This window comes from Chryseobacterium rhizoplanae (assembly GCF_900182655.1).
Taxonomy (GTDB): Bacteria; Bacteroidota; Bacteroidia; order Flavobacteriales; family Weeksellaceae; genus Chryseobacterium; species Chryseobacterium rhizoplanae.
In genome coordinates this window covers 119,821-145,232 of the sequence record NZ_FXTC01000009.1, presented here as the reverse complement: position 1 = coordinate 145,232, position 25,412 = coordinate 119,821, and the positions used below count along the sequence as shown (strand labels likewise).

22 protein-coding genes are annotated in these 25,412 nt (G+C 35.9%); 9 read left to right on the top strand and 13 right to left on the bottom strand.

Annotated elements, in window-relative coordinates:
• Positions 1 to 94: 94 nt before the first annotated feature.
• Positions 95 to 427: a hypothetical protein gene (locus FN817_RS18320; protein WP_142719229.1), complete on the top strand. Its 333-nt coding sequence runs from the start codon at positions 95 to 97 to the stop codon at positions 425 to 427.
• Here FN817_RS18320 and FN817_RS18315 read toward each other — a convergent pair.
• Positions 424 to 1,536 (bottom strand): DUF3667 domain-containing protein, encoded by a 1,113-nt coding sequence (locus FN817_RS18315; RefSeq protein ID WP_142719187.1) that lies wholly within the window; start codon positions 1,534 to 1,536, stop codon positions 424 to 426. The two genes, FN817_RS18320 and FN817_RS18315, sit on opposite strands and share 4 nt — an antisense overlap.
• Before the next feature lie 349 nt (positions 1,537 to 1,885).
• Between FN817_RS18315 and rplM the strand changes: the two genes are divergently transcribed.
• From rplM to rpsB, 3 genes are all read left to right on the top strand, one after another.
• A complete protein-coding gene (gene rplM, locus FN817_RS18310) occupies positions 1,886 to 2,341 on the top strand; it encodes a 50S ribosomal protein L13 (protein WP_027375420.1) in 456 nt (151 codons plus the stop codon).
• A 6-nt stretch (positions 2,342 to 2,347) separates the two neighbouring features.
• Positions 2,348 to 2,734, top strand: coding sequence for a 30S ribosomal protein S9 (gene rpsI, locus FN817_RS18305; RefSeq protein ID WP_047385930.1), 387 nt, complete (start codon positions 2,348 to 2,350; stop codon positions 2,732 to 2,734).
• 207 nt (positions 2,735 to 2,941) lie between these two features.
• Positions 2,942 to 3,703, top strand: coding sequence for a 30S ribosomal protein S2 (gene rpsB, locus FN817_RS18300; RefSeq protein WP_047373581.1), 762 nt, complete (start codon positions 2,942 to 2,944; stop codon positions 3,701 to 3,703).
• 66 nt (positions 3,704 to 3,769) lie between these two features.
• Here rpsB and FN817_RS18295 read toward each other — a convergent pair whose 3' ends face one another.
• The 9 genes from FN817_RS18295 to tsf form a co-directional block, all read right to left on the bottom strand.
• Positions 3,770 to 3,958, bottom strand: coding sequence for a bacteriocin-like protein (locus tag FN817_RS18295; protein WP_142719186.1), 189 nt, complete (start codon positions 3,956 to 3,958; stop codon positions 3,770 to 3,772).
• Between the two features lie 377 nt (positions 3,959 to 4,335).
• Positions 4,336 to 4,776 (bottom strand): DUF6759 domain-containing protein, encoded by a 441-nt coding sequence (locus tag FN817_RS18290; protein WP_142719185.1) that lies wholly within the window; start codon positions 4,774 to 4,776, stop codon positions 4,336 to 4,338.
• A gap of 6 nt (positions 4,777 to 4,782) precedes the next feature.
• Positions 4,783 to 5,475 carry a DUF6759 domain-containing protein gene (locus FN817_RS18285; RefSeq protein ID WP_142719184.1) on the bottom strand — a complete coding sequence of 231 codons (693 nt, stop codon included), beginning with the start codon at positions 5,473 to 5,475 and terminating at the stop codon, positions 4,783 to 4,785.
• Between the two features lie 20 nt (positions 5,476 to 5,495).
• Positions 5,496 to 6,173: a tRNA (guanosine(46)-N7)-methyltransferase TrmB gene (gene trmB, locus FN817_RS18280; RefSeq protein ID WP_047424982.1), complete on the bottom strand. Its 678-nt coding sequence runs from the start codon at positions 6,171 to 6,173 to the stop codon at positions 5,496 to 5,498.
• A gap of 96 nt (positions 6,174 to 6,269) precedes the next feature.
• Positions 6,270 to 7,034, bottom strand: coding sequence for a DUF6759 domain-containing protein (locus FN817_RS18275; RefSeq protein WP_142719183.1), 765 nt, complete (start codon positions 7,032 to 7,034; stop codon positions 6,270 to 6,272).
• Between the two features lie 283 nt (positions 7,035 to 7,317).
• Entirely contained in the window at positions 7,318 to 8,112 is a 795-nt protein-coding gene (locus tag FN817_RS18270) for a hypothetical protein (RefSeq protein ID WP_142719182.1), read from the bottom strand.
• 201 nt (positions 8,113 to 8,313) lie between these two features.
• Positions 8,314 to 11,712, bottom strand: coding sequence for a T9SS type B sorting domain-containing protein (locus tag FN817_RS18265; RefSeq protein ID WP_167498896.1), 3,399 nt, complete (start codon positions 11,710 to 11,712; stop codon positions 8,314 to 8,316).
• Positions 11,713 to 11,826: 114 nt separating this feature from the next.
• Complete coding sequence (locus FN817_RS18260; RefSeq protein WP_142719181.1) at positions 11,827 to 14,655, bottom strand: T9SS type B sorting domain-containing protein; 2,829 nt, start codon at positions 14,653 to 14,655, stop codon at positions 11,827 to 11,829.
• A 386-nt stretch (positions 14,656 to 15,041) separates the two neighbouring features.
• A complete protein-coding gene (tsf, locus tag FN817_RS18255) occupies positions 15,042 to 15,866 on the bottom strand; it encodes a translation elongation factor Ts (protein ID WP_047385945.1) in 825 nt (274 codons plus the stop codon).
• Positions 15,867 to 16,011: 145 nt separating this feature from the next.
• Here tsf and FN817_RS18250 point away from each other — a divergent pair, with 145 nt between their 5' ends.
• The gene (locus FN817_RS18250) at positions 16,012 to 16,785 is read left to right on the top strand and encodes a DUF6759 domain-containing protein (RefSeq protein WP_142719180.1); all 774 of its coding nucleotides are present in this window, start codon (positions 16,012 to 16,014) and stop codon (positions 16,783 to 16,785) included.
• Positions 16,786 to 16,846: 61 nt separating this feature from the next.
• Here FN817_RS18250 and FN817_RS18245 read toward each other — a convergent pair whose 3' ends face one another.
• Positions 16,847 to 17,803, bottom strand: coding sequence for an acetyl-CoA carboxylase carboxyltransferase subunit alpha (locus tag FN817_RS18245; protein ID WP_142719179.1), 957 nt, complete (start codon positions 17,801 to 17,803; stop codon positions 16,847 to 16,849).
• Positions 17,804 to 17,852: 49 nt separating this feature from the next.
• Positions 17,853 to 19,361, bottom strand: coding sequence for a glutamate--tRNA ligase (gene gltX / locus FN817_RS18240; protein ID WP_142719178.1), 1,509 nt, complete (start codon positions 19,359 to 19,361; stop codon positions 17,853 to 17,855).
• 439 nt (positions 19,362 to 19,800) lie between these two features.
• On the opposite strand from gltX, the gene FN817_RS18235 reads away from it, so the two are divergent.
• From FN817_RS18235 to FN817_RS18220, 4 genes are all read left to right on the top strand, one after another.
• A complete protein-coding gene (locus FN817_RS18235) occupies positions 19,801 to 21,189 on the top strand; it encodes an MAC/perforin domain-containing protein (RefSeq protein WP_142719177.1) in 1,389 nt (462 codons plus the stop codon).
• A 181-nt stretch (positions 21,190 to 21,370) separates the two neighbouring features.
• The gene (locus FN817_RS18230; RefSeq protein ID WP_142719176.1) at positions 21,371 to 22,168 is read left to right on the top strand and encodes a glycosyltransferase family protein; all 798 of its coding nucleotides are present in this window, start codon (positions 21,371 to 21,373) and stop codon (positions 22,166 to 22,168) included.
• 3 nt (positions 22,169 to 22,171) lie between these two features.
• Complete coding sequence (locus FN817_RS18225) at positions 22,172 to 22,825, top strand: glycosyltransferase family 2 protein (protein WP_142719175.1); 654 nt, start codon at positions 22,172 to 22,174, stop codon at positions 22,823 to 22,825.
• Positions 22,826 to 22,851: 26 nt separating this feature from the next.
• Positions 22,852 to 24,117, top strand: a complete 1,266-nt coding sequence (locus FN817_RS18220) for a glycosyltransferase (RefSeq protein ID WP_142719174.1) — start codon at positions 22,852 to 22,854, stop codon at positions 24,115 to 24,117.
• 50 nt (positions 24,118 to 24,167) lie between these two features.
• On the opposite strand, the gene FN817_RS18215 is transcribed toward FN817_RS18220, so the two are convergent.
• Positions 24,168 to 25,409: a glycosyltransferase gene (locus FN817_RS18215; protein ID WP_142719173.1), complete on the bottom strand. Its 1,242-nt coding sequence runs from the start codon at positions 25,407 to 25,409 to the stop codon at positions 24,168 to 24,170.
• Positions 25,410 to 25,412 lie beyond the last annotated feature (3 nt).

The following is a 25,412-nucleotide window of genomic DNA, read 5'->3' as shown; positions in this document are numbered from 1 at the left end:
AGTTAAAACAAGTTGCAGTGACTTCGTTTTCAAAGACACCCATCTTTACATTCTCAAATTAAATTCTCTACTTTTGCAGAATATTTTTACAGACATGCAAAAAGCTTTGATGTACTTCGGATTAGGAACCATAATTAGCTTCCTGATCAATTATTTCTTTTTAAGTTCAGAGAATATCGGACTTGATATTTATTATGCTGTGGCCTTTGGTTCTGCCTGGGGACTTGCCTATTATCTGGACACACCCAATTTTTCGCTGCCTAAGAAATTAGGGCTGTCATTTGTAGGGATGGGAATTCTTGTTCTTGTAGGAGCTTTAATTTTTAATCTTGAATTAGCGATTCCTTCTATCCTGAAATTTTCTACCGTTTTCGTTGCGTATTATTTATTTGCAAGCTTCAGAGGAAATAAATCCCTTAGAAATTAATGAAGCATAACAAAGCTTAGGTACATCAGTACCATAAACATCAGGAGTAATCCGATATAGTTAATAATAAATAGTAGCAACCCTTTCAGTATACTCGTTCTTTTTTTTGTTTCATATACCCTGTGATGGGCAACAAAGAAATAGATCGTCATATAGGCGGATAGTCCTAAACAGGCTAAAACATATAACAGGGTAAGCCAATTACTGTCCGGTAGATAACTTGTTATCTTTTCTCCTACTATAAATACTAATATTCCTAATAAAAGGAAAGAGAAATAGTGAAGGGTAAATATACCGTGGTCAAAGTACCACCATTTTTTCTTGTTATGGAACAGCCATAAAAAGAATGCAAATATAGGAAGGTATACAAAGAGCGCTTTAGGAATCGTATGAATGAAATTGTCTTTATATTTTTCCCAGATCTGATGTTTGCTGTATCCTTCTTCCTTTAAAGAAAAAGCTTTTTCTGCCAGGGGTCTCGCTAATGAATATATCCCTGTTTTATCCTTTGCAAGTATAGAATCATACTGTTTTATTGTATAGGCATTCATAATAGACTCTTCTTTCGTATCGAACGTACGGTCAAAAAGTTCAGTCTTTTCCCGGGTGTCTTTAATTTTTAGGGTATCCAAAGTTTTTAAAGTATCCAACACCTTTTGAGTATTTGTTGCTACTTCATGGGACAGAACACCTTCTTTTTGTAAATCTTTTACAATGTCTTGTGAAATTTCTTTTGGCTTTTTTGCCTTTGTTTCTTTTTTTATCTGGCTTGGTCTTTCTGCTTCCTCCTTGGCGTGAGGTAAGATGTTGGGTAGAAAGAATGTGATGAAACTTATAAATATATACAGCTTTACAGGAGCTACATACAGTTGTCTTTTACCAGCCAGGTATTCTTTGGTGAGTGTTCCCGGACGGGTAAACAGATACTGCATGGTTTTCCAAAACTGTCCGTCATAATGGGTGAAATCCTCAATGAAATGGGTAAAGAGAAAATGAAAGGGCTGTCTGCTTTCAATATTTTCCTGTCCGCAGTGTGGGCAAAACCTTTCATCAACCTGATGTCCGCAGTTCAGGCAGGTTTTATCATCTCTTAGTTTTCCGTGGCTCATGAATTATGGAATATGATTGACGCAAATATAATTATTTCAATGAAACTGTAATTATATTAATGTGTTTTACGGAAATCTTTAAAGTAAACTTAATAAAAGAAAGAGTTGAGGGAATGAACTCTTTGCTGTATCATTTGTGTTTTTAGAATCGTCTAAGCGTTTTTTTTCATCGCCACAACAATTTACAAGATGCATGCCAAAATTATAATAGTGTTAAAATCTATTGATATAGGGGTGTGTGGACCTGATTATATAGATAAAATAAAATATGTTTTTGGGTTACAAAAATAATTTGTACCTTTGCACACCCTTTTAGGGGTAAATTATGTTTAATCTTTAACTAAAACGTGTGAATACATTAAGTTACAAAACTGTTTCAGCGAACAAAGCTACTGCGAATAAAGAATGGGTTGTGGTAGACGCTGAAGGACAGCCGTTAGGTAGACTAGCTTCTACGGTTGCAAAGATTTTGAGAGGTAAGCACAAAACGAACTTTACACCTCACGTAGATTGTGGTGATAACGTGATCGTTTTGAATGCTGGGAAAATTACACTTTCCGGAAACAAGTGGGCTGATAAGACTTATATCTGGCATACAGGATATCCTGGTGGACAGAAGTCTATGACTGCGGCTGAACTTCAAAAGAAAGATTCTTTAAAGGTATTAGAGAAATCTGTAAAAGGTATGTTGCCTAAAAACAGATTAGGAGCTGCTATCCTTAAGAACCTTTATTTATATGAAGGAACTGAGCACAAACATGAAGCTCAACAGCCTAAAACAATTAATGTTAACGAATTTAAATAATTAATTATGTCTATAGTTCACAAAATCGGAAGAAGAAAAACTTCTGTAGCAAGAGTTTATGTAAGACCAGGTTCTGGTGTTATTACAGTAAACGGTAAAGATGCTAAAGAATATTTCTCTACAGACGTGATGGTTTACAAATTAAACCAACCGTTTATCCTTTCTGAGACTGTTGGTCAGTATGACGTTACCGTAAACGTATTCGGTGGTGGTAATACAGGTCAGGCAGAAGCTATCAGATTAGGTATTTCAAGAGCTTTATGCGAAATCAACGCTGAATTCAGATTAGCATTGAAACCAGCTGGTTTACTTACAAGAGACGCAAGAATGGTGGAAAGAAAGAAGCCAGGTCAGAAAAAAGCAAGAAAGAGATTCCAATTCTCAAAACGTTAAGATTTCTCGTTGGCAGATGGCTTATGGCTATTGCCTACAGAAATGTATTAAATTTTTTTTAAACTTAATCTCGGCGAAAAGCCCATTGCCAAAAGCAAAAAGCAGACCGCCAATTGCCCGTTACGTTTAGCATCCAAACGCTTCTCCCATCTAAAGAAGTTGTTGATTGTTTAAAAGACGGAAAGTAAACTAACAAAAACAGAAAACATGGCAAAAGCAAATGTAAAAGACCTTTTAGAGGCTGGCGTACACTTCGGTCACATGACTAGAAAGTGGAACCCAAATATGGCTCCATACATTTTTATGGAGAAAAACGGTATTCACATTGTAGACTTACATAAAACAGCAGTTAAATTAGATGAAGCTTGCAGTGCTTTAGAAAAATTAACTTCTGCAGGTAAAAAAGTTCTTTTCGTAGCTACTAAGAAGCAAGCGAAAGAAGTTGTTGCAAAACACGCTTCTGAACTTAATATGCCTTATATTACAGAAAGATGGCCAGGAGGTATGTTAACGAACTTCGTTACTATCAGAAAGGCTGTAAAGAAGATGAATGCTATCGACAAAATGAAAAAAGACGGTACGTTCGAAACTTTATCTAAAAAAGAAAGATTACAAGTTGACAGACAAAGAGCTAACTTAGAAAAGAACTTAGGTTCTATCTCTGACATGGTTCGTCTTCCTTCTGCAATCTTCGTTGTAGATATCTTGAGAGAACACATCGCTGTAACTGAAGCTAAGAAATTAGGTATTCCAGTTTTCGGTATTGTTGATACAAACTCTGACCCTAGAAAAGTTGACTTCGTTATCCCAGGAAACGATGATGCTTCTAAATCTATCGATATGATCTTGAGCATTGTTTCAGAATCTATCAAAGAAGGTCAGTCTCAGAGAAAAGCTGATAAAGAAAAATCTAAAGAAGAAGGAGAAGTAGTATCTGCTGATAAAGATGCTGACTTCGATGCAGAATAATTAAAGATTTTCTTTAATATAGGAAAAACGCTGGATTTAGGTCCAGCGTTTTTTTTATTGTTCATACTAAGGTTTTTTAGGGCATACCATAAGGTCAGGCAGATTAGGATCGGTACTAGGAATAATTACTCCAATTCTGCATACACCGCCGCAACACATTTCTCCGAGCTCCATACTACAGCCGTCTATACAGCTTCTGTATCCTCCTTTAATGGTTCTTAGCTCACTTCTTAAGACTTTTTTTAAATTCTTCATGGTTTTTAGTTTAGTTTTTTTCCTACTCTATATGCTTTTCGGATACCGCAATTATATTTCTAAATATATGGAAATATTTGTTATGTGTATGATTTACAATAGGATATTTTTATTTTACTTGGTTTAACTATTTAATGACGGGATTTGTGATTATTTTCACATTGTATCTAAAGTCAATGCAATGAGCCTTTATTAACCTCTCCTGGTTGTTCAGATGACTTTGTCGGACGTTTTTAGAAAGTTTAGAAAAGTTGGTTGGCTTTATTAAAAAAACTTCAGAAATGGCTTGTTTTGGATTTCAAATGAATGCTAACTATATATTATATTTTAAATACATTTATTAAAATAAAAACCCACAGAATCCTGCAGGTTGTATGTTAGTTTGAAAGTTTTATAGAATATGAGGTCGTGATAAACTTTGTAGACTGATAGGTCGAGTTGCATAAAACTCCGGATAACCTGTAATTTTGATTTTTAGGAACCATTGTGTATCCTATTTTTCCCGCACCAATAGGGATTTTCTTGAAGAAATTATTTCCGCTTACCGTAAGGACCATATTGCATGGAGATTTATTTTCTACTGAAATAGAAGTCTTCGGATTTTTGGGGTCATCACTGTTAAGAAGATCATTAAGAACGTCTGCAGTTTCCGGCTTAAAGGTCTTTATCAGTTCATTATATTCTCTTTCTGTATTGGCTCTGTTACCTGGATTGCCGGTAGAGGAAGGGTAGGAGGTTCTTCCCGGATAGCTGCCATAATTTACATTACAGCTGGCAAGGATCACTGAGATCCCGGCAAAAACTAATAGTTTTTTCATACTAGTTTACTTTTTGGTTTTTCTTTTTTTCGAAGACTCCTTTGCTTTGGAAGTTTCCTTTTCAGTAGTTTTTACTTCAGTTTCAGGCAGTCTTGGATTATCAATCGTTACAAATATACTTTTTTTAATGTCTTTCTGGGAGATGTATTTCATATCGCAGATATTACTGCTGAGCGTATATGAACCCTTATTAATTACAACGAAATTTTCTCCGCGGGCGGGAACAGCAAGGTTATAATAATCTTTTCCTTCAATCCTCAGTACGATATTGCAGTCTGAATTATTTTTGAATAAGAGTATCGCTTCCTTGCGTGTAATATCTTCATTGAACATTGCATTCAGAAGCTTTACTGTTTTTTCTTTGTGCTCAGCAGAAGTTTCAGCAATGAGCTTTTTAAATTCCTCAGCATCCTCTGAATAAGGATTTCTCATGATGCTTTTAGGAATATCGGAGATAATAGGCCTTGCTTCCATAGGCTTGGCGGTACGGGCTCCTTTGGTCCACTCTGCGTTTTTTAAAGCGATAAGCTTAGGTTTCAGTACGCTTTTCTTCGGGTCATCCGGATGGGTGTTCTTAATATACTCTTCAATTTCTTTAATATCAACGCTTTTCAGGATGTCTTTATTTACTTTCTTTTGAGCAGATATTAAGTTGGGGAACAGAAATATGAAGAATAAAAAGGGTAAAAGTTTTTTCATCAATTGTTATTTTTACTTCATCAGCTTATTCGGAATTTAATATAAGTAATTGTTTTTCCTTTCGCTGAGAAAAGTTCTTCATAATATGTTTTGATATCTCTAAGGTGTTCCGTATCAGGATCATATTCCGGTGCTCCATAGATATCATGATGAGCGCTGATGATTTCATAGCCGGCTCCCTGCAAATATCCCAGTGTATATCCATGTAAAAACTCTGAATCGGTTTTTAAATGAATAATCCCGCCCGGTTTCAGAAACTTTTTGTATCGGTTTAAGAAATCTGGGTGAGTCAATCTGTGCTTTGTTCTTCTGTATTTAATCTGTGGATCCGGGAACGTAATCCATATTTCATCTACTTCATTTTCGGCAAAAAAATGATCAACAAGCTCGATCTGTGATCTCAGAAAAGCGACATTAGTCATATTGTTATCTACCGCTTCTTTAGCACCAAACCAAAATCTTGCTCCTTTAATATCAATTCCGATAAAGTTTTTTTCAGGAAATGTTTTTGCGAGTCCTACAGAATATTCTCCTTTTCCACACCCTAATTCCAATACAATCGGATTGTCATTTTTAAAGAAATTTTCTCTCCATTTTCCCTTCAGTTCGAAACCTTGTAAAGCGTCTTCCCTTGTAGGTTGGATTACATTCGGTAATATTTTGTTTTCTGCAAATCTTGCTAATTTATTCTTGCCCATTGAGTTATAAAATGAGTGCAAAAATAGTGAAAATTTATGGAGAATCTCTGCCTTTTGAAGGTAAAAGACAGAGAGATAATCCGTTTATGATTAAGGCTATTGACTTCCCAAAGCCACCATGATAGGTCTTTGTATTGTCTTTTGTGATGCATATTGTGCCCCGCAAACCAAACTGGTGAAAAGATACTGGCCCTTTTCTATAACAATTGAGCCTTCGCCCTGAGCGGGAACAGCAAGTCTGTATTTGGTAGTCCCTACACCTTCCATTCTTACAATGATATTACAGTCTGATTTATTTTGAATCAGAACAATACATTCTTTAGCATTGGGGTCGTTATCAAATAAAGAGTTGAGGATTTTTACCGTTTTATTTTTATGCTCTACGGGAGAAACCGCCATAAGCATGTTAAATTCTTCGGCTTCTGCATTGGGAATTGCTGTATTGGCTGCTGCATTTACAACAAATGTATTCTGGGCTGTACTTGGAGTATAAACGGTAGTAGGTTGTTTTGCTGCCAGTTCTGCTTTGTATTTTGCTATCTGCTTTTGTTTGATGATCGCATTCATTTCATCAAAAGTGATCTTTGTGGAAGGCCTTCTCTTCAGCATGGCAAGCATTTCCTGCATATCTTTTACTTTCTGATCAGCAGGATGTGCATTTTTGATGTATTCTTTCATCATTTCCATTACTCTTGGTTTCAGGACAGATCTCCGGGGATCATCAGGATGGGCATCTCTTAAGAAAGCGTTGATTTCATAGATATTATTACTTTTCAGAATATTACTATAGTCTTTCCCTTTTTTTTGAGCAGACACAGTAAACAAAAACATACAGCAAAGAAGTAAAAGTACTTGTTTCATTAATTAATATTAAGTTTAAAAATAGGTGCTTCTCTCTTAATTTGCGCTTTGGGTTGGTTAGTTTTTATTTGGATAACGAAATACAAGTAATTTTATTTTAAACACTTGTTTGTGAGATAAAATTAAACATATTTTTGAATATTGAAGAATGATATGCAATAAAAGTTGAATAATCTGTATCGGATGCCGTGTGGAAGGGGAACACCACGGGATTTCCGTTTATTTCAAAAAAAATAATCCATGTGAATGACATGGATTATTTATATGGATTGGAATTGTTTTTCTAATTATTGCTTACAACTTCCTGAAGATGTGAACTTCTAAGTCTCTTCTGATAAATTGGCAGATATTTTTCAATAGGAATCTTTACAGCTTCAAAGTTTCCGGCTAATACATAAGCCTGAATGTTTTCAGAAGTATAAACAAATTGAAGGAAGTTATCAATTAAATTCTCAGGGATTTTAAACCTTGTAAAATAATCTTTCCCAAGATAATTTTTGATCTGTGCAACGGAGCTGTTCATTCTCTCATAAGCCTGATAACGCTGTTTTTTCTTTCTCTCTCCGGAAAGAATATCATAGATACTTTCAAGACTGAAGGTAAGCCCGCCATCCCGCAATCCGGCAACAGGAAGTTCAGGAGGAGTTCCGTCCCCTTTCGGTTCAGGAAGCCCGATTACTTTCTTAAGAGCATAGGCCTTATCCTCTTTTCTTAAAGAGTTGACATCGTACCGAAGGTTTCCGGTAGGTTTGAACCTGCTGAGTACAATTTCCTGAATCTCATAGTAAGCAATTTTAAGCTCAACCAGATTTTTTTGTACCATTGATTGGGGCGTTAGCTTAATATCTTTTCTTTCAGTAACAATAGAGGTAAACCGGATTACATCTCCGGGATTGGCAGGAATATTAAAATTACCGTTATAGTCCGTAAGAACGGTTTTCTGGGTGTTCAGGTTAGTGACATATACCTGATTGAGATATAAAATAGAGTTGTCTCTCAGAAATACCTCCCCGGAATATATTTGAGCATTAATTTTTGCCAGAAAAACCAATAGCAGTAGAGTAAACAGTTTCTTCATATAATGCGCAAAATTACATAGAAATAAAGCAATTTTCCCTAGTTAGATAAAGAATAGTGGTTAAAGTTATATTAAACTTTAACATTAAACTGTTAAGGACTGTTAGAAATTTATAATTCCCTTAAAAAAGAGTGTATACAAGTAGAGAAGCCGGAAGAAGAATACTGAATTTTCAGCGGTGCTTTCTTCCGGCTTCCTTTTTTATCTATGTTTTACAAGCAGCCAGCTCGAGTATTTTACAGTGAGGGAAGAGCCATATTCTGTCCAGGTGATGAAATACCAGTAGGTTGCTGTAGGCACGTATCTTCCACCTATTCTTCCGTCCCAGGTATATCTGTTTTCCGGAGTTCCTCTGAAGACTTCCGCACCATACCGGTCAAAGATCCTGAATACAAGATTATCATTGGCCATCAAAGCAGAATAGTCTATTCCTTCGTTATAACCGTCTCCATTCGGAGTAATCGTGTTGATCAGATTAATAATGGCAAATGGTTTTTTGACTTCTTCACACATTTTAGAATCCCTTACAAATACATTGTGAGCTCCTCTTGGTACGTTGTAGAAAACATTGGAACTCTGCCACACCACACCGTCCAGAGAATATTCATAAGGAGGTGTACCACCACTTACTCCGACTTTTACTGTTGTCCCATCAATTTCAATAGACGTAATCATAGGAAGAGGCAGTTCAGTAACATTTACATATTGTTTGTATACACAGCCATTGAAAGTGAGTTCTACCCAATAACTTCCCGGTGCTACATTGGTGATGGAAGGAGTCGTAGCTCCGGTGCTCCACAAATACCTTTCAAAACCGGGTCCTGCATCCAGTGTAGTTGTGGTTTTAGAGCAAATAGCCTTATCTTGTAATATATCCGATTTTTTAGGAACTTTAATATTGATTTTAAGAGTGCCTACTTCCGGGCAGACTCCATTTTTTTCGAAACGGATATAATAAGTCTGGGAAGTTGTAATATTAACCGGGGATGAAACAATATTTACATTATTCTGAGCATCTGCCAATGTTGCGTGAAAAGTGAAAGTAACGTTGGGATCTAGTGTAAACTGAGGAATAAACTGCGCTAAATTCACACTTTTTATTCCATCCAGATCATCATCACAAACACTTTCCGTAACGGTTTTGGTAATCAATGTCACTTTAGCTCCAATGCTAAACTGTAAAGGCTTGATCACAGAAGCACAGCCGTCAGGAGAATCTACTCTGATGTAAATTGTAGTTGTTGCTGTATAGCTCCAGCTGTTAGGAAGAGTATTGTTGTTTCCTGCGTTAGCATCTGCCAGATTTGCATAATATCTTACATTGGTAAAATAGTTAGGATTATTAAGGACAATAGGGGTGATGTTGGAAAGGATGAGAGTAACCGTTCCGTCCAGATTATCATCACAGAAAACGCCATCGTAGTTATCCAGAACAATTGCTTTATTGAAAAGAGATAATGTAATTTGGGCAATACTTTTACATCCAATATTGTTTTTGACAACAGCATATATGATAGTCGCATTCGGCGCTGTATATGATGTTGTATTGGTGATTAATGCTGTGGTATTCTCATTCTGAGCATCTGCAAGAGTAGGATAATAAGTGATGGTAACAGGAGAATTGTTGGTGACGTTGGCTGTAGTCAAATTGAACGTTCCCTGCCCGTTTATATCACAGGCAAATAATGTGGTATTCATCACCGTAAGAGCCTGAATATTGATGGTAACTGTTATTGTTTCGCAATCCGGGAAGTCCGGATCATTTCCGCAGAATGTATAAGTGAATGTATCTGTTCCGGAGGTTCCGGGAGTATTGACAGTATAAGTAATGATTCCTGTAACAGGGTTTATCACTGCAGTACCCAGAGCAGGTGCTGTTGTAATCGCTACCGTACTTGGGACAGGAGTTTGTGATGAACTGCTGAAAGCAGGTGTTATAGTCTGCGAAGTACAAACATTGTAAGAAGCATTGGTAAGTTTTGTACAATTCAGAACCTTAAATTTTTCAGTAACCAAAGGTGCACAGCTTCCCATTGTTACAGAACATGTATAATATCCGGGTAATGTAGGGGTAATTGAAGATGCCGTAGCTCCCGGAATAAGGGTACCGTTTCTGTACCATTGATAAGAGTCATAGATCAGTGGATCCACAGTAAGAACAATACCGGGAATACAGCCTACACCTGATTGTAAAATAACGGGCTGCGTAGGAAAACCAGCGAAAAAACCTCCGTATCCTACAGCATCACTTCCGGCAGTGATGCCTGCCATAATAGCCTTATTTGAAACTACTGTAATGGTCCCTGTTACATTGGGAATTCCATAAGTAACCCAGTTGGTGGTCCCTGTCATATTGTAAGGACCTGTTACTGCAGGAGGATTAGTTCCGTTTACTGTAATAATAGCTCCTCTTTCTGTTATAAGATTCAGTTTTGTCGGGATGTTCAGAATACCTCCGGGATTACCATTGGAATGAACAAAGTTTTCATTGATGAGTCCCAGTTCATTAATCTGTTTCGGTAAGTAACAGTTCAAAGCCGGAATGAAATTGAATCCTCCGGTAGCCGTTTCATTTCCCGAATTTGAGTCTCCGGCTAAAATCTGGTAGACATAGGCATTTTTTGATGTTTTTACATATAAATTATAATGTCCGTTTCCCTGAAGAATGTATTTGGAATCAGGAATAACGAAATATTTCCCGGCATTAATGGTCGCTATAGGAGGTATTTCATTATTGACAAAGATCTGGGTATTGTCTTCGGTGGCAATAACAACAGCGCCTTCCATATTGGCACCTATCGGCCCGTTACCTTTTACAAGGGCAAACTCATTTCCAAGTCTGTTGACAGGTACTGCCTGGTCCATTAAAATATCAGAACTGGACGGAAAATTACCTGCATATTGCCCGTTAAAATTTCCGTTGGTAACATTGATGGGCTTGTCTGAAATAATTTTGGAGCCTATGAAGCCATCAAAATTTCCTGCTATATCCCCGATTCCGTCAATGATATAAGATTGCCCTTTATTTAAAGTGAAAGTCATTGTCGGATTGGTAGCTCCGGTAGTTCCATTAGAAAACTGAACCGTAGGCGTGTATCCGGAGATGGTGACAGTTGTGTTATCCTCAGTTGCCAGTACACTGGTCATGAAGTTCAGAATATTATTGCTCACAGTGATAGGAGCGGAGGCTGCGTAAAACGATTTTCCCGTAGAAGGAATCCCTTTGGAAGTAATGATTTCAGCGTGGTTGAATACCGAGAACCTTAAATTGGCATAAAAAGGAAATTCTGCTTTAAGGTACAGCCCTTTGGTTGTAGGGGTAAATAAATCCGCCTGTTGTGTGGTAATGATATAATTCCTTAATACATCGAATTTCTGCGGATTATTTTTACTGATATTCACCGTTCCGATCAGAACATTATTGTTATAAATATTTACCGGAAAAGGAGTTGTTCTGTTGGTGGATAAATACAGTTTCTGATAAGGATTGGGTGCACCAGTCCTGTCTACCATCGGAGCAAACCAATGCTCCCGGTCCAATTGGGCAAAAGCAGAGGTGAAAATATAAAATATAAATAAAAAAGATAGAATTTTCTTCATTCAGCGGTAGTATTTATCACAAATTTAACAATAAAAAGTATTAAATGCTTGAAAATGTAATAAAAAAGCCACGATTGTAAAATCGTGGCTTACCAATATGGTTTTAACTAATTATTACTCTCTGTTTTTAACAAGAATCCAACCTGTGTATTTTACTGGAGTCTTTTCTTTGTTGGATTCATTCCAGTTGATATGGTACCAGTATGTTCCTGTTCCAATTTTCTTATCGAAGTGTTTTCCGTCCCATCTGTAGTTGTTGAATTTATTTCCGGTAAATACCATATTTCCATATCTGTCATATACTACAAAACTTAGGTTTTCTTTGTAAGCAAGTTCGCTGTAATCTATATAATCATTTACGTTATCTCCATTAGGGGTAATGGCATTCAATAGATTAGGAACCGTAATTTCTACGGAAGTAGGAGTACAGTTGTAGAAATCTTTTACATAGAATGTATGCTGTCCTCTGCTTAAACCTGTGAAGACATTCGAATCCTGCCAGTTAGCAGTTCCGTCAACCGCATATTTTAGAGGTGCTTTACCTCCGCTTACAATTACTGTTGCTGTATTGTTGTTGATCTCAATCGTCTGGATTACCGGATCTTCAACTTTTTTAACTTTTACTGTCTGAGTAAGGAAACATCCGTTCTTACCAAGTATTACAGTATATTCTCCAACACCAATATCTCTGATACCTGAAGTGGTAGCGCCTGTGCTCCATTGGTAAGAATCATATCCGGAACCTGCGTCCAGATTGGTTTTAGCATCCATACAGATATACTGATCTACCAATATCGGAGATTTTTTGATTGGAAGTACAATCAATTCGATTTTTGCATTGGCTGTACATCCTTCAGCTGTGGTTACTTTCACATATACAAATCCTCCTGTTGAAGGGAAGTTATCTGGTGTTGTGATTTCATTGATGCCAGCAGTAAGGTCATTTAATGTACGATAGTATTTCTTAGTAACGGCATTATAATCTGTCACTTTAGCTTTTGTAAGATCAAAATAAGCATAAGGAGCTACATCATACCAACATGCCTTAATAGAAGTATCCGTTACAATGAATGGTACTACGGTAAGGTTGAGTGTTACCTGCTCACAATCTGTAAACTCAACAGAGTTTCCACAGAATTTATAAACTATTTTATCCGGTCCTAAATATCCGGGATTTGGGTTGTAAGTGATTGTTCCGTTTGGATTAACCACGGCTGTTCCCTTTGTAGGAGGAGTTATAATTACTACTGTACTTGGTACCACGGTTTGTGTAGACGAAGTAAACGCAGGAGTAATGATTTTAGTAGAACAAGCGTTAAGCGTTTGAGTTGTTTCTTTTAAACAAGTTTGTACTTTATAGATAGGAGTTGTCACAGGAGGACATGTTCCCATTGTTACTTTTACAGTATAGTTTCCTGATTGTGTAGGAGTGTAGGTGTAAGAAGTAGCACCCGGAATGACTACTCCGTCACGGTACCACTGGTATGTTTCATATCCGTCATCCAGTTCAAGAATGATTCCCGGTACACATTCTCCTGTTTTTTTCGCAATTACAGGAATTGATGAGAATCCCGCAAAGTAGCCTCCGTATCCTGCAGAACTGAATCCTCCGTTGATACCAGCTGTTACAGCCTTTGTAGAAGTGATTTTAATATTTCCGCTTACTCCGGTGATTCCATATGTTACCCAGTTAGTATTTCCTGTTACAGGATATGGTCCGTCTGTAGCTGCAACTGGGGCGTCATTTACCATCACAGTTGCTCCTGTCTCTGTTAAAATATTTAATTTGACAATGATATCCTGAACTGCACTGGCTCCTCCTGAGCCAATAGGCATCTCATTGATCTTTCCGATTTCATCAATTTTTCTCGGAAGGAAACAGTTCAACGGTGGTATATAGTTAAATCCGTTTGTAGCATCACTTCCCTGAATTCCAATAAATTGGTATAAGTATACATTTTTAGTCGTCGAAATGAACATGTTTGAATGTCCTGAAGTCCCTTGAGCCACATAGCTGGTTTCATTAATTCTATACCATTCTCCGGCAGCAAGTGTTGCAACGGAAGTTCCTCCGCCATTTAAAAATACTTGAGTGTTATCTTCAGTAGCAACAATAAGACCTCCCTCCATATTTAAATTGGGAGCAGTAGATCTTGTTTTTACCATTGCGAAAGTATTTCCAAGTCTGTCAACAGGTACAGATTGATCCAGAACCGGATCACTTCCTGATGTACTGGCAGAGAAGTTGGCATTACAGCTTCCGTTGGTAAGGGTTATTGGTTTATCAGAAACTATTTTTGCACCAATAAACCCCGTTAGGTTTCCAGATTGTGTTCCAGATCCTGCAAGAATAAAAGACTGCCCCTTCTGCAAGGTAAAGGTTTGCGTGTTTCCTGTAGGACTTCCATTAATGAAAACAACTCCAGCAGTAGGGTTCCATGATACTGTTACATTGGTATTATCTTCAGTAGCAAGCACTCCTGCTGTAAAGTTCTGAATACTGCTGGTGTAGGTATTGGGAGCAGCAGCAACGAAAAATGTTTTTCCAATTCCGGCTTTTCCTTTACTGGTAATTACTTCCCCGTGAACACTTTGGGCAAGTCTTAAACTACAGTAAAAAGGTTTTGCTGCTTTTAAATACAGCCCTTTATTACCAACAGTGAATGCTTCTGTAGTTGTAGTTGCACTAATAAGGCTATTGGTAACCTTGTAGGTTTGCGGGTTACCCTTACTAATGGTAACGGTAGTTACTGGAGCATTGTTATTGTATATGGTTACATCAAAGGGGGTGGGTGAGTCAGTAGACAAATAGATCATGTTGGTATAAGTATTACCGCCATAACTATCATAGTAAGGAGCAATCCAATGCTCTGTATCCCTTTGTGCAAAGAGTGTATTAATTGTCAAAAAAATTAATACCAGACTGAGTAGAAATCTTTTCATGTGTATGGAATTAGGATTTCTACAAAATTAAAATAAAAAATGAAATACTTTTAATAAAATATAAATAAATGTTAAAAAAATATTGCCGATTTTTAAATAAAAGCCATCCTGAGTGTCAAACTGGTAATTGGATTTCAGGCATTTTATCTGAAAAATGGAAATATATCCCTTTTGTAAGACTTATTTTATTTGATTTTCGGGGACAGAAATAATTCCTATCAGAAAATTGATGAAATAATGGTCTTATGAGCCATCAATTTTAATGGTAACAGCTGATTTGTGTGTTACAGACGTCTGCCTCTGTATTATTTTGTAATTAAAAGATTTTGGGAATAAAAAAATCCCGGTGAATTTCACCGGGATTCAATATTTTTTTGAAGATGAGCTTATAGGCTTACTCTTACAAATCCTGTTACTTTTAGATCTGCATTTACAGATTTTACATAGTCAGCAACTGAGATACTTCCGTCTTTAATGAAATCCTGGTGTACCAAAGTGTTGTCTTTGTAGAATCTCTGCATTTTACCTTTAAGGATATTATCGATAATGTTTGCAGGCTTACCTTCTTCAGTAAGTTTGTGTCTTTCGATTTCTAATTCTTTATCGATAGTCTCTTGAGAAACTCTTGTTTCGTCCAAAGCGATTGGGTTCATAGCAGCAACCTGCATAGAAACAGCTTTAGCAGCTTCGTCAGCTCCGTCTACTTTAGCAGAAAGAGAAGAGATTGCAGCGATCTTGTTTCCAGCGTGGATGTAAGCTCCTAAGAAATCTCCCTGGATTCTTTCGAAAGATCCGATTTCGATTTTCTCACCGATAACTCCTGTTTGCTCTACTAATTTCTCAGCAACAGTCATTCCGTGGAAATCAGTAGCTAAAAGTTCTTCTTTAGTAGCAGCGAAGATAGCCATCTCAGCTAATTCGTAAGCTAGCTCAATGAAAGCTTCATTCTTAGCAACGAAGTCAGTTTCGCAGTTTAGAGAGATTACTACACCTAAAGTGTTGTCTTCGTTTACTCTTGCGATTACTGCACCTTCAGCAGATTCTCTGTCAGCTCTGTTAGCAGCAACTTTTTGTCCTTTTTTTCTAAGGATATCTACCGCTTTTTCGAAGTCTCCTTCAGCTTCAACTAGAGCTTTTTTGCAGTCCATCATACCTGCACCTGTTTGGTTTCTCAATTTTGCTACGTCTGCAGCAGCTGGTGTATAAGACATAATATCTATTATTTTTTTTATTTAAGATTAGTATTAATTTTTAGCTTAAATTTAGAGCAGTGCAAAGATAATGATTTTAATGATAAACTAAAAAATGACTTTTCACGTTATTAATATATTTAATACTATTTTAAAGATTTGATTAATGAAAAAAATCTTATTCCTTCTATTTATATGCATTTTCTCACTTGGTTTTTCCCAAAAAAAGAAAAAGACAAAATCAAAAGCTGTTGTTGAAAAAGAAACTGTAATTATCTATACAGAGCAGGAAGCTGAGATTTCAAAAGAAGCCAGAGTGATTGCCGGCTTTTTGAAACAGAATCCGGGACATGCTAAAACAGATTATTTTAAAAGAAAACTGATTGATATTATCATGGCAGACAATTCTCCTGAAGCGAAACCTACGATTAGACCGATCAGTAAAGATAAAATTGAAAATATCGTTAAGAATAATGAGTTAAACAGCGGTAAAACTGTTGCTGCAAATAAAACGTATACGGCAAACGGAAAGCCTGTTTCCAATAACACTGCAGCAGCTATTGAAGCTTTAAAAGAAGAAAGAAGAACAACCACTTTTGCATCAGTGGGTTCTGCAGGTTCAGCAAAAAGTGCCGGTACTTCTAAAGCAGAACCGAGTGAAGAAAATAAAAGAAGGGCTGCAATGCTGACGCATCTCTTTAATAATGATATAAACAAAAGTGAAGCCTATGTAAATATCAAAAACAGATCTTCCTGTAATCTTATTGTAAAGATAAGTGGTAAAAAATATTATAACCTGAGTGTTCCTGCAAAAGGAGAAAACTTCATTCTGGTAGATAAAGGAGAGTATATAATGACAACAATGGTGTGTGATGCAAAATATTCTGCTCCGAAGAAGATTACCCAGGATATTGAAATTGCCCTGAATGTTGCAGAATAAAACAGATAGAAGAAAGCTAAAGAAAAAAGGTTAAGAAGAAATTCTTAACCTTTTTATTTTTTTATCCTTTAAACTGACCCATCGCAATGAATTTATCCTGTCTCTGGGTTTCAAGCTCCTGTCTTGTAAATTTGGAGAAAGCTTTGATATTCTGTAAAATTGAATTTTTCAGGTTTAAATAAGTCGTCTCCTGATCATAATGAGCTCCGCCAAGTGGTTCTTCGATGATTCCGTCGATGAACTTTTCTCTTAAAGCATCTGCTGGTGTAAGGTTCAATGCATTGGCTGCATCTTCCTTGTGATCCCAGTTTCTCCATAAGATAGAAGAACAGCTTTCCGGTGCAATTACAGTATACCATGTATTTTCCAACATATATACTTTATTTCCAACACCTATTCCTAATGCACCACCACTGGCACCCTCTCCGATGATGTAAGTGAAGATAGGCGTTTTCAGCTGAACCATTTCAAAAATATTTCTTGCAATAGCTTCACCCTGTCCTCTTTCTTCAGCTTCCAATCCCGGATAAGCTCCCGGTGTATCTACTAAAGTTACCACAGGAATATTGAATTTTTCAGCAAGCTTCATTAGTCTTAAAGCTTTTCTGTATCCCTCAGGATTTGGCATTCCAAATCTTCTGTATTGTCTCTCTTTAGTTGTTCTTCCTTTTTGAGTCCCTATGATCATAACTTTCTGACCATCCAGGGTAATCAATCCTCCAATCATTGCCGGATCATCAGCGAAATTTCTGTCTCCATGAAGTTCTAAGAAACTGCCTTTGTCTGCCATCCCATTGATATAATCCAATGTATAAGGACGATCCGGATGACGGGACAGTTGTACTCTTTGCCAAGGTGTAAGATTTCCATAGATTTCTTTTTTCTTTTCTAAAATCTTATCCTCAATCTGGCTGCATGCTAATTTTACATCAACACCACTTTCTTCTCCTACTAAAGAACACGTCTGGTATTGATCCATCAATTCTTTGATAGGAAGTTCGAAACTTAAATATTCCATTTCTTGAAGTAAATTAAATCTTTCAAATGTATGAAAAATTATGGTTATTCTATTTAAAATTATTTATAGCATTGTTTATTCTGGAGGTACTTTCCTCTTTACCAAGGGTTTCCAGAATGTCCGGAACGTCCGGTCCTTTCAATTCTCCTACTAAAGACAAACGTAACGGCATCATTACTTTACCCATACCCAGCCCTTTGCTTTCCGCGAAATCATGCATGGTCTGCTTCAATGTCTCTGCAGTAAAGTCTGTAGAACCAAAAGCTGCTGCCAATTCTGCTAAAATTGCAGATGTTTCATCGTTCCATGCTTTTTTCGAAGCTTTTTCATCATAAGAAGTTGGAGCTTCAAAGAAGAATTTTCCGTTTTCGTAAATATCTTTCGGGAAAGTTGCTCTTTCTTTCATCAGGTGAATCACCTTCAACAGTTTTTCATCAGAAGCACCTGCGAAATCAATAGCAGTGTTTTTCAATATCTGAAGAAGCTCTTCGTCAGACTTCATCTGAATATACTGATGGTTGAACCACTCTGATTTTTCTTTACTGAATCTTGCCCCCGCTTTATGTACTTTGTGAAGGTCAAATTCCTTAATCATTTCTTCTAAAGGAAGAATTTCTTTATCGTCTGCCGGAGACCAGCCTAATAATGCAACCATGTTGATGAAAGCATCAGGAAGATAACCGTTTTCTCTGTATCCTTTGGAAACTATACCCGTTGCCGGATCTTTGAAATCAAGCGGGAATACCGGAAACCCGAATTTATCTCCGTCTCTTTTACTTAGTTTTCCTTTTCCTTCAGGTTTTAAAATTAAAGAAAGATGCGCAAACTGTGGTGCTTCCCACTGCATGGCTTCATATAATAACGTGTGAAGTCCTAAAGATGGCAGCCATTCTTCTCCACGGATAACGTGAGAGATTTCCATTTCATGGTCATCAATGATGTTGGCAAAATGATAGGTTGGCATTCCGTCATTCTTTACCAGAACTTTATCATCTAAAGTATTGGTATTTACAGAGAATTTTCCACGGATGATATCCTCAAGATTTAATACTCTGTCAACAGGCATTTTGAATCTTACTACATACGGAGTTTTTTCGTCTAACAATCTCTGAACTTCATCTTCAGAAAGTGTCAGGCTGTTTCTAAGACCGTTTCTGGTTTTGTTGTCATATGAGAAAACATCACCTTTAGCTTCGTACTGTGCACGAATACCGTCCAATTCTTCAGCAGTATCAAAAGCAATATAAGCATAATCTGTTTTTAAGATCTGCTCTGTATATCGGTCATAGATATCTCTTCTTTCAGACTGTCTGTAAGGAGCATATTTCCCTCCTTTCTTAGGACTTTCATCCGGGATGATTCCGCACCATTCCAAAGCTTCTTCAATATATTCTTCAGCACCTTCTACATATCGGGCAGTATCTGTATCTTCTATTCTCAATACAAATTCTCCTCCTTGATTTTTAGCAAAAAGATAATCATATAATGCGGTTCTTACGCCTCCCAAATGTAATGGTCCTGTAGGACTTGGAGCAAAACGTACTCTTACTTTCTCCATTTCAATTTTTAATTTTTGCAAATTTACTTAAAATTATGCGTTTAAGAGGTGATTTATGACCTGGTATTCTTTTTTTTGATTCCAATTTTTGTATTTACTCTACAGGTTTTTGTGAAATACTGTTTTAAAGCTCTCAATCTTCTATTCCGGATCATAATTTAAATTCATGGATGATAGTTATGAATAACCGTGTTGTGGAAATTAAGCTCATAAAGAGAAATTGTTGAATTGATATTTGTGTGTTTTTAATGAATGTTAAAAAATCGGTTTTTATAATTTGTTTTTGTTTTTAAATCTCTAATTTGTGATATTTTAAACCTTTGTTAATGGTACTTTAAGTAATGATTAAATTCACTAAATAATGATATATATCATTATGTAATTTCTTTTTTCACTCACTGATGAATATTATATTTGCCGGAAACTTTTAATTAATACTATGAAAAAACAAATTTTATTTTGCTTCAGTAGTCTACTGATGCTTTTCATGAGTTCATGTTCAACGGAAGAACTGAATAATGAGGTAACCCCTGAAAGCCCGGCAGCAAAAGCTAATAATCGATTATCAGCAGCCAAATTTGCAGGAGACGGAATTTACGATGTCTTAGGGCATGGTTATAATGTTACCGGTGAATATGCCAATGCAACGGCAGCTGGTTTTAAAGTGGTTGATATTGACCGTTTTAAAGTAGAGCAGACAAATAGATTAATCAGTGAAAATACAAACTCCCAAGAGTATGCTGAAGATTATGGTGAAAATGCTGAAGCTTATTCCAAAATGGTTTCCACCAAAGTGGATGCAACAGTTAATTTTCCATTGTTTAAAAAAATACTCTCTGTAGGTTTTGGCTCAGCGGTAACAACCAACAATAAGTTTGATGCAAAATATATCTACGGAAGTTATAACCTTACCATTAAACAAAAAAGAGTAAGATTCAATGCTACTACAGATATGTTAGGTGATTATGTAACTCCTGAATTTGCTCAGGATTTACAAACAAAAACTCCACAGCAGATTGTTCAGGATTATGGAACTCATGTAATGACTGATATTTATACAGGAGCAAAGCTTGATATTTTATTCCAGTCTGAAACAACGAGTCAGACTCGTGATAAGGCAGCCAGAATCGGAATAAAGGCAGGTATGTTAAATATTTTTAATGTGAATGTGGATAATGATGTGAATACTTCTGAATACCACATGAATTTTTCTAAGAAATTGACCTACAAAACCAGAGGAGGGGATCCTTCAAAAGGTCTAGTAGGAGATTTGAACCTGGATCAGACCAATACTAAAGTTAATATTTCCAATTGGCAGAACAGCTCAAATGTAAGTAATTCTGTTTTGGTAGACTTTGGAAGCAATGGGTTAATTATTATTTATGACTTTGTAAAAGATCCTGTTAAAAAAGCTCAGCTTAAAGCGTATGTAGACCAATATCTGATTGATAATAAAGTGTATCTCGAATTTAAAACAATTCCAATTTACAGATATTATAACGGAGTAGATCACTATTACACAAAAATTCAGGGAAGCTACAGCGGATATTCATTTGAAGGAACAGAGTTTAATGCATTCTTATATAAAGCTCCGAATACCGTTCCTATCTACAGATATTGGAACGGTAAAGATCATTACTATACAAAAACTCCAGGATATTATTCAGGGTATGTAGACGAAGGAATCGAGTTCAATGCTTTTGCTACTCCGCAGCCTAATACAGTTCCTATTTACCAATATTGGAACGGTAAAGACCATTATTATTCAAGATCCAGCGTAACACCTTCGGGTTATATTAAGGAAGGGATTGAATTCTATGCCTATTAATTAGAAATATTAAAATTTTACAACCAAAGAAACCGTCCTGTTTAGGGCGGTTTTTTATTTGAATAAAGGATAAAATAAATATTCCTACATTATTTTCATTGATAGCAGAATACTGAAAGAATATTTCCGGCAGTCTTATCATTAAAAATGTATTTTTGTAGCTTATAAATTTAGATGATCAATGAAAAAAGCAATCTGCCTTTTTATCGTAGGAGAAAAGTACTGGAAAATGTATAATAAAAACAGAGCCGGATTTGAAAGCTATGCTAAAAAATGTGGAGCAGATTTAAAGATCATTGATAGACCAATGGATGATAGTTTTCATCGCCCGCTTCTTTCTCAGAAGCTTTTGATTCCTTCAGAAACAAAGGAGTATGATATGGTTCTCTTCTTAGATCTTGATATCATTATTTCAGATAAAGCACCTTCTGTGTTTGATTATCTTCCGGAAGACAAATATTTCGGAGCTGTTCTCGATCCACGAGGTACTGAAGAATTCAACAAAACCTGGGGGCATATTCCGAGAATACTTGAAGAGACCAGTGAGATGTATTTTACTGACCGTCATTTTGAAGCGAATCCTTTATTGCAGGGAAGTATCAATGGTGGTGTATTTATTTTCAGACCGGAAAAAGTAGCTGATATCTTTAAAGAATATTATTTTTCAGAACACAATCAGGGTGAACTGAATAGTTTTGAAGAAACACCATTTGCTTATTTTTCCCAGATCAATAATTGGTTTGAAGCTTTACCTCCTGCCTTTAATGTTCAGATTTTATACAAAATAAAAGGAACAGAAAAAGGAAAAGAGGTAGAGCACGATGAGAAAAAACTTCCGCAGTTTTTCAGGAAATATTATTACAAAAAATCAGGATACTGTTTTTATCCCACAAAGAAGTATAAGAATTACGTACAACAAGTCATTGCGGAAAATTATTTTACTCATTTTTCCGGCAATTATCCTATAATCTACAATTAAATTATGAGCCTACTTTCACGAATTTCCAGCAAATTTATAACAGTTTCTTATGGTATTACGGTCAATGATGAAGCTGATGAACTGAAAAAATTATTGGATGTTCTTCTTCCTTTGATTGACAAGAATGATGAGGTAATTGTACTTCAGGATATTACCAATAAAAATAAAGAGGTGACAGAATTACTGAGTAGCTATGATAATATTATAAAACTTGAAGCAAAACTGGACGGAGATTTTGCCACTTTTAAAAACAGATTAGTAGAAAAGGCAACATGCCAATATTTGTTTCAGATTGATGCAGATGAATATCCTACTGAGCATTTCATCAAGACATTGAAAGCTTATCTTAAAAAAGAAAAAAGTGTAGAAATATTTTACGTTCCCAGAATCAATATTGTAGAAGGAATTACAGAAGAATATGTAAAGCAGATGGGCTGGAATATGAATAACGAAGGTTATATTAATTTTCCTGATTATCAGGCGAGGATTATTAAAAACAATAAAAAAATCTTCTGGAAAAATAAAGTACATGAAGTACTCTATGGAAATAAAAATTTTACAGAAATTCCAAAAAAATATGAATTATCATTAATTCATAAAAAGAATTTTGAAAAGCAGCAAAAGCAGAATGATTTTTATGAAACTTTGGAAGATTAATCAGGTTGAATTATTACACAACTAAAATGGCAGATTTAGGAATTAACGTTTTTGGATTTATTAATGGCGAGTTTGGCATTGCGGAGGCAACAAGGCTTAATTGTAAAGCGATGCAGAGTGCAGGAATTCCCATTAATTTGATGAATTATGATGTGAGAACCAATCATGATACTAATGATCAGACCTTTACCAGGTTTTCTGATAAAGCAGATCATCCTATCAATTTGGTTCAGGTTTCAGCATCTGTTTCGGAAATGTCGAACTTCTTTGAATATTTTGATTATTCTTTTTTTGAAAGAAAATACAATATTCTGTATATGGCCTGGGAATCAGAAACTATTCCGGAAGATTATCTTTTGAATATTAATCTTTTCGATGAGGTATGGACTCCTTCAGAATATTGCAAAAAATGTATTGAAAAGTATATCGCTTCTCCGGTAAAAGTGATTCCGCATCCCATTGATATTAACCTGAAGCCGACAGAAGATTCTGAAGCATTGAATTTTTATAATACTGACTTCTTTAATTTTTTATTCATATTCGATTACAATAGTTCTATCCAAAGAAAAAATGTGCTCAATCTGATCAAGGTATTCAGAGAGACTTTTGACGGAAAAGAGAATAACGCTTTTTTAACCATTAAAACCTCTAAATCTGATAAGTTTTCTTTGGAAAGGGAACAGATAAAAGAGGCTATCGGAAACTCTGTGAAGATCAAAGTGGTAGAAAAGATTTTTGACAAAAATGCCCTGAACTATGTGATCAGTACCTGTGGCAGCTATATTTCTCTTCACAGATCTGAAGGTTTCGGGCTGACGATGGCAGAAGCTATGTATTTTGGAAAACCTGTTATTGCTACAGGATATTCCGGAAATTTACAGTTTATGAATGCTGAAAACAGTTTTTTAGTGAATGCTGAGAAAGTATCTTACGGTTCAGATGATCTTAATTATGATTCTAATACCATCTGGTCTGAGCCTTCACTGGAAGAAGCTTCTCAATATCTACAAAAAATATATCAGGGTGGAGATGATGTAAAAGCCGCATCAGATAATGCGCGTAAAACAATTACCAATGATTTTTCACTCGAAGGAGTAGGGAAATTGATCAGAGAAAGGTCCGAAGCGTTGATTTCTGAGGGTAAGATTCAGCAAAGCAGATCAGCATTAATAAAATTATATGCGGACAGTATATTTTTGAAAAAAGATCTGAGGATTTACAAAAAGAGTAAGCCTATTCAGTGGATATATGATATCAAAATGTATTTCAGAAATAGGAAAGGGAAAAAATAATTTCAGTAAAATTAAAGAGCGGTAGATTCAAATGAAACCACCGCTCTTTTTTATTTTTTACCTTTTATTTTCTTTAAAAAGATGTTTACTTTTTTTCGTATTTTATTGTATAATGTCTTTTCCAGGTAATTTACTCTGCCAGTCAATCTGTCTATTTCGGCAAGATAAAAAACGTTCCCGACACTATTTTCTGAAGTATTTTCTTTTTTGTCCATCTGGTCAATAAAAGAAAGTCTCAGCTTAAGCAGTTTTCCTATAGTCTCAAGAGAAAAATGATCTCTGATCTGAGCTTCCGCACTCTGTTTAATAGAATTTAAAGACTGGAAATTATCTTTTATATACTGAAGCTTTTGGGTAGCATCCTCCAAATTTGGCCTTGCTAAAGTAAGTCCTTCAGCAATTAACCCTTTTGTATTAGAAGTTTTAATAAAATCATATTGAATAAGAAAGCTGTTGTTCACATTCATAAAGTCCAGATTTCCGGAATATCCGGTTCCTACAACAATTTTTCCGTAAGACATAGCTTCTGCCATCGTCAGTCCGAAACCTTCAGAACCATGTAAAGAAATAAGAACATCAGATTTCTGAATCAATGAATGAAGTTTTTCTTTTGAAAAATGTTCATTAATAATGATAATATTTGAAATCCCGGCGTATTTTTCCAATACTGTCTGTGCATCTTTACTCCTGTCAAGATTATGCGTTTTTACAATGAGAACACTTTCCGTATCATTTTTGAAAACATTGATAAAGGCTTCAATTGTAGCTTCAGGATTTTTTCTGATGGTAGTACTTAACGAATCAAAAATTGTAATATATACATTTGAGCCGGGTTTAATATTGTATTCTTCAAAATCAAATTCATCAGAAGGAGGTAGTTTTTGAATCGGATGGGAGAATCTCATCACAGGAATTCCTGTATATTTTGTGAAAATATTGACACAGAAATCACTAGGAACCCATAATTCATCAAAAATATTCAGAAACTCAACTGTTTTATCTGAAACTTCGGGAAATTCCCAGGCCCAATAGACAATGTTGTAATGACCTGCAAGATTGATATCCTGGTTTTTTGAAAAAAACTCGTGGGTCACATTACTGTTAATGTGAAAAATATTAATTAATGCATTGGGCTGTGCGTCACTTTTAGACTTTTCAAGAGTGTCACTGGAGTAGCTGATGCGGTTTACTGTAATGCCCTGGCTTTCCATAGCAGCAGCATTAAGCCTTGTTGCCTCTGCTATCCCAAAATTTCCCTCAAAAAAACCGTGATAGTTTACGCTTAATGACATATA